Here is a 5449-nt window from a genome sequence, read left to right on the forward strand (position 1 = left end):
TCGTCCCCACCTTCGCCCGGCGGGCGCTGTAACCACACGCAGAGGTATTGTCAAGAGGGCGAGGCGGGCCGCCCCTCGTCCCCACCTTCGCCCGGCGGGCGCTGTAACCACACGCAGAGGTATTGTCAAGAGGGCGAGGCGGGCCGCCCCGATTTTTTTGCCCGCCGCGCGCCCACCCGACCCACCAGTACAACCCCGCAGACAGCCCGCAGACAGAGACCTGACCGAGCAGCCAGAGCAGACAGAACGGGAGAGCACGCGTGACGCGCAGCGTGTACGTGACCGGGATCGACCGGGGAGACGGCCGCCAGGTCGTCGAGCTGGGAGTCATGGAGCTCCTGACCCGCCAAGTGGACCGGGTGGGCGTCTTCCGTCCCCTCGTGCACGACGGCCCCGACCGGCTCTTCGACCTGCTCCGCGCCCGCTACCGGCTGTCCCAGGACGAGGCGACGGTGTACGGGATGGACTACCACGAGGCCTCCGCGCTCCAGGCCGAGCGCGGCACCGACGAGCTGGTCTCCCAGCTCGTCGAGCGCTTCCACCGGGTCGCCCGCGACTACGAGGTGGTCCTGGTCCTCGGCACCGACTTCGCCGCCACCCAGCTCCCGGACGAGCTGTCGCTGAACGCGCGCCTGGCCAACGAGTTCGGCGCGTCCGTCATCCCGGTCGTCGGCGGCAAGGGCCAGCCGGCCGAGTCGGTGCGGGCCGAGGCGCGCAACGCCCACCGCGCGTACGAGGCGCTGGGCTGCGACGTCCTGGCGATGGTCGTCAACCGGGTGACCCCGCAGGACCGCGAGGCCATCGCGGACGGGCTGAAGGCCCAGCTGCCGGTGCCCTGCTACGTCCTGCCCGACGAGCCCGCGCTGGCCGCGCCGACCGTCGCCCAGATCACCTCCGCGCTCGGCGGTACGGTCCTGCTCGGCGACGACGCCGGGCTGGCCCGGGACGCGCTGGACTTCGTCTTCGGCGGGGCGATGCTGCCGAACTTCCTCAACGCCCTGACCCCGGGCTGTCTGGTCGTGACCCCGGGCGACCGGGCCGACCTGGTGGTGGGCTCGCTGGCCGCGCACAGCGCCGGGACACCCCCGATAGCCGGCGTCCTGCTGACCCTGGACGAGCGGCCCGGCGAGGCCATCCTCAAACTCGCCGACCGCCTCGCGCCCGGCACCCCGGTGGTCGCCGTCACCGGCGGGTCGTTCCCGACGGCCGGTGAACTCTTCGCCCTCGAAGGCAAGTTGAACGCCGCCACCCCGCGCAAGGCGGAGACCGCGCTCGGCCTCTTCGAGCGGCACACCGACACCGCCGACCTGCTGGCCCGGATGTCGGTGGCCCGCAGCGGCCGGGTCACCCCGATGATGTTCGAGCACGAGCTGCTGGAGCAGGCCCGGGCGGACCGCCGCCGGGTGGTGCTCCCCGAGGGCGCCGAGGAGCGGGTGCTGCGCGCCGCCGACGTCCTGCTGCGCCGGGACGTGTGCGACCTCACCCTGCTCGGTGACGCCGAGGCCATCCGCAAGAAGGCGGCCGACCTCGGCATCGACGTCACCCGGTGCGAGATCATCGACCCGCACACCTCGGAGCTGCGCCGGCGCTTCGCCGAGCGGTACGCCGAGCTGCGCGCGCACAAGGGCGTGACGGTGGAGCTCGCGTACGACGTGGTCGCGGACGTCAACTACTTCGGCACCCTGATGGTCCAGGAGGGCCTGGCCGACGGCATGGTCTCCGGCTCGGTGCACTCCACCGCCGCCACCATCCGCCCCGCCTTCGAGATCATCAAGACGAAGCCCGGGGCCTCCGTCGTGTCGTCCGTCTTCTTCATGTGCCTGGCCGACAAGGTGCTCGTGTACGGCGACTGCGCGGTCAACCCGGACCCGGACGCCGAGCAGCTGGCCGACATCGCGGTCCAGGCGGCGGCCACCGCGGCCCGCTTCGGCGTGGACCCCCGGATCGCGATGCTCTCGTACTCGACCGGCACCTCCGGCTCGGGCGCCGACGTCGACAAGGTCCGCGAGGCCACCAAGCTCGTCCGCGAGGCGCGCCCGGACCTGCGGATCGAGGGGCCGATCCAGTACGACGCGGCCGTGGAGCCCTCGGTGGCCGCGACCAAGCTGCCGGGCTCGGAGGTGGCCGGGCAGGCCACCGTCCTGATCTTCCCGGACCTCAACACCGGCAACAACACCTACAAGGCCGTGCAGCGCTCGGCCGGCGCCGTGGCCGTGGGCCCGGTGCTCCAGGGTCTGCGCAAGCCGGTCAACGACCTCTCGCGCGGCGCCCTCGTCCAGGACATCGTCAACACCGTCGCCATCACGGCCATCCAGGCCCAGGCGCAGGCAAAGGGGCAGGAGACCTCCGCATGACCAGCACCGACCCGACCCCGTCGCGCGTCCTCGTACTCAACTCCGGCTCGTCGTCGGTGAAGTACCAGCTGCTCGACATGGCGGGCCCCACGCGACTCGCGGCGGGCCTGGTCGAGCGGATCGGCGAGGAGACCTCCCGTCTGGTGCACACCCCGCTGACCGGCGGCGACAAGCGCGAGACGCACGGCCCGATCGCCGACCACGGGGCCGCCCTGAAGGCGGTCTCGGAGGAGCTCGCCAAGGACGGCCTCGGCCTCGACTCGCCCGAACTCGCCGCGATCGGCCACCGGGTGGTGCACGGCGGGCTGAAGTTCAGCGCCCCGACCGTGATCACCGAGGAGGTCATGGCGGAGATCGAGCGCCTGGTCCCGGTCGCGCCGCTGCACAACCCGGCCAACATCACCGGCATCCGCACCGCCCAGGCCCTGCGCCCGGACCTGCCGCAGGTGGCCGTCTTCGACACCGCCTTCCACACCACGATGCCCGAGCACGCGGCCCGGTACGCGATCGACGTGGAGACCGCCGACGCGCACCGCATCCGCCGCTACGGCTTCCACGGCACCTCGCACGCGTACGTCTCGCGCGAGACCGCCCGGCTCCTCGGCAAGGACCCCTCCGAGGTCAACGTGATCGTGCTGCACCTGGGCAACGGGGCCTCCGCCTCGGCCGTGCGCGGCGGGGTGTGCGTGGACACCTCGATGGGGCTCACCCCGCTGGAGGGCCTGGTCATGGGCACCCGCTCGGGCGACATCGACCCGGCGGTGACCTTCCACCTGGAGCGGGTCGCGGGGATGTCGACGGACGAGATCGACGTACTGCTCAACAAGAAGAGCGGTCTGGTCGGGCTCTGCGGCGACAACGACATGCGCGAGATCCGCCGCCGGATGGAGGCGGGCGACCAGCGCGCCGTGCTCGCCTTCGACATCTACATCCACCGGCTGAAGAAGTACATCGGCGCCTACTACGCGGTGCTCGGCAAGGTGGACGCGGTCGCCTTCACCGCCGGGGTGGGCGAGAACGCGGCGCCGGTGCGCGAGGCCGCCGTGCTGGGCCTGGAGGAGCTGGGGCTCGCGGTCGACGGCGAGCTCAACGCCGTACGGTCCGACGCGCCGAGGCTCATCTCACCGGAATACGCGCGCGTGGCCGTGGCAGTGGTACCCACGGACGAGGAGCTGGAGATCGCGACGCAGACGTACGCACTGGTCCGGTCCGGCGACGGCGCCGAGGGCAGGGGCGTCTGAGCGGGGACCGTTTCAGGCCACGCCTGAGCGCGCCTCCGCCCATTTGTACATTCCACCAGACGGAATATTCCGGAGCGAAACAAACCGATAGGATCGCCTCATGCGCCGTTCCAAAATCGTCTGCACACTGGGCCCCGCCGTCGACTCCTACGAGCAGCTGACTGCTCTGATCGAGGCCGGTATGAACGTGGCCCGCTTCAACTTCAGCCACGGTTCCCAGGCAGAGCACCAGGAACGGTACGACCGTGTCCGCAGGGCCGCCGAGGACACCGGCCGCGCGGTGGGCGTGCTCGCCGACCTCCAGGGACCCAAGATCCGTCTGGAGACCTTCGCCGAGGGCCCCGTCGAGCTGGTGCGCGGTGACGAGTTCGTCATCACCACCGAGGACGTCCCGGGCGACAAGTCGATCTGCGGCACCACCTACAAGGGGCTGCCGGGCGACGTCTCCAAGGGCGACCCGATCCTGATCAACGACGGCAACGTCGAGCTCAAGGTGACCGAGGTCGAGGGCCCCCGGGTCAGGACCATCGTCATCGAGGGCGGTGTCATCTCCGACCACAAGGGCATCAACCTGCCCGGCGCGGCGGTGAACGTCCCGGCCCTGTCCGAGAAGGACATCGAGGACCTGCGCTTCGCCCTGAAGATGGGCTGCGACCTGGTCGCCCTCTCCTTCGTCCGCGACGCCGACGACGTCAAGGACGTCCACAAGGTCATGGACGAGGTCGGCCGCCGTGTGCCGGTCATCGCCAAGGTGGAGAAGCCGCAGGCCGTCGAGCACATGGAGGGCGTCGTCATGGCGTTCGACGGTGTGATGGTGGCCCGTGGCGACCTCGCCGTCGAGTACCCGCTGGAGCGGGTCCCGATGGTGCAGAAGCGCCTCATCGAGCTGTGCCGCCGCAACGCCAAGCCGGTGATCGTGGCGACCCAGATGATGGAATCCATGATCACCAACTCGCGTCCGACCCGCGCCGAGGCCTCCGACGTCGCCAACGCGATCCTGGACGGCGCGGACGCGGTCATGCTCTCCGCCGAGTCCTCGGTCGGCGCGTACCCGATCGAGACGGTCAAGACGATGTCCCGCATCGTCGAGGCCGCCGAGGAGGAGCTCCTCTCCAAGGGCCTGCAGCCGCTGGTCCCGGGCAAGAAGCCGCGCACCCAGGGCGGTTCGGTCGCCCGCGCGGCCTGCGAGATCGCGGACTTCCTCGACGGCAAGGCGCTGGTGGCGTTCACCAAGTCGGGTGACACGGCCCGCCGCCTCTCGCGCTACCGCGCGGCCCAGCCGATCCTGGCCTTCACCACGGACGCCGGCACCCGCAACCAGCTCGCGCTGAGCTGGGGCGTCGAGTCGTTCGTCGTCCCGCACGTGGACAACACGGACGCGATGGTGGACCTCGTCGACGCGGAGCTGCTCAAGCTCAAGCGGCACAACGAGGGCGACACGATGGTCATCACGGCGGGCTCGCCCCCCGGGGTCCCCGGCACCACCAACATGGTCCGCGTCCACCACCTGGGCGACGGCCGACAGGGCTGATCCGTCCGGGGTCCCGCGGGGTCCCGGACGACGAGGCGGAGGGCGGCGCCACCCGGAATTCCGGGGCGCCGCCCTCCGCTTCATACACCGCCGGCGGCGTCTTCGCGCTCCGTTGCCCAGTCGCGGAGTGCCCGCAACAGGATCTACACATTCCGTGGGGTACGTTCGCGTTCATGCGTGCCCCGATAACTGTGCAGTTCAGCCGCCCGCTGGCCATCGCGGCCCTCACCGCGGCGGCGGTGGTCTCCGGCGTCGCCCCCGCGGCGGCCCACCCGGTGAAGCCGGGCACGACCTCCCCCGCGAAGCCGAGCCCCGGGGCGCCC

3 protein-coding genes are annotated in these 5449 nt (G+C 71.3%); all 3 read left to right on the forward strand.

Features of this window, described 5'->3' with window-relative positions:
- The first annotated feature begins 260 nt into the window (after positions 1-260).
- Positions 261-2354: a phosphate acetyltransferase gene (gene pta / locus ACJA3G_RS28945; protein ID WP_406555992.1), complete on the forward strand. Its 2094-nt coding sequence runs from the start codon at positions 261-263 to the stop codon at positions 2352-2354.
- Positions 2351-3595 (forward strand): acetate kinase, encoded by a 1245-nt coding sequence (locus ACJA3G_RS28950; RefSeq protein WP_406555993.1) that lies wholly within the window; start codon positions 2351-2353, stop codon positions 3593-3595. Before pta ends, ACJA3G_RS28950 begins: the two co-directional genes overlap by 4 nt.
- A gap of 100 nt (positions 3596-3695) precedes the next feature.
- Positions 3696-5126 carry a pyruvate kinase gene (pyk, locus tag ACJA3G_RS28955; RefSeq protein ID WP_406555994.1) on the forward strand — a complete coding sequence of 477 codons (1431 nt, stop codon included), beginning with the start codon at positions 3696-3698 and terminating at the stop codon, positions 5124-5126.
- Positions 5127-5449: the final 323 nt, after the last annotated feature.

This window comes from Streptomyces sp. YS-3 (genome assembly GCF_045257485.1).
Taxonomy (GTDB): Bacteria; Actinomycetota; Actinomycetes; order Streptomycetales; family Streptomycetaceae; genus Streptomyces.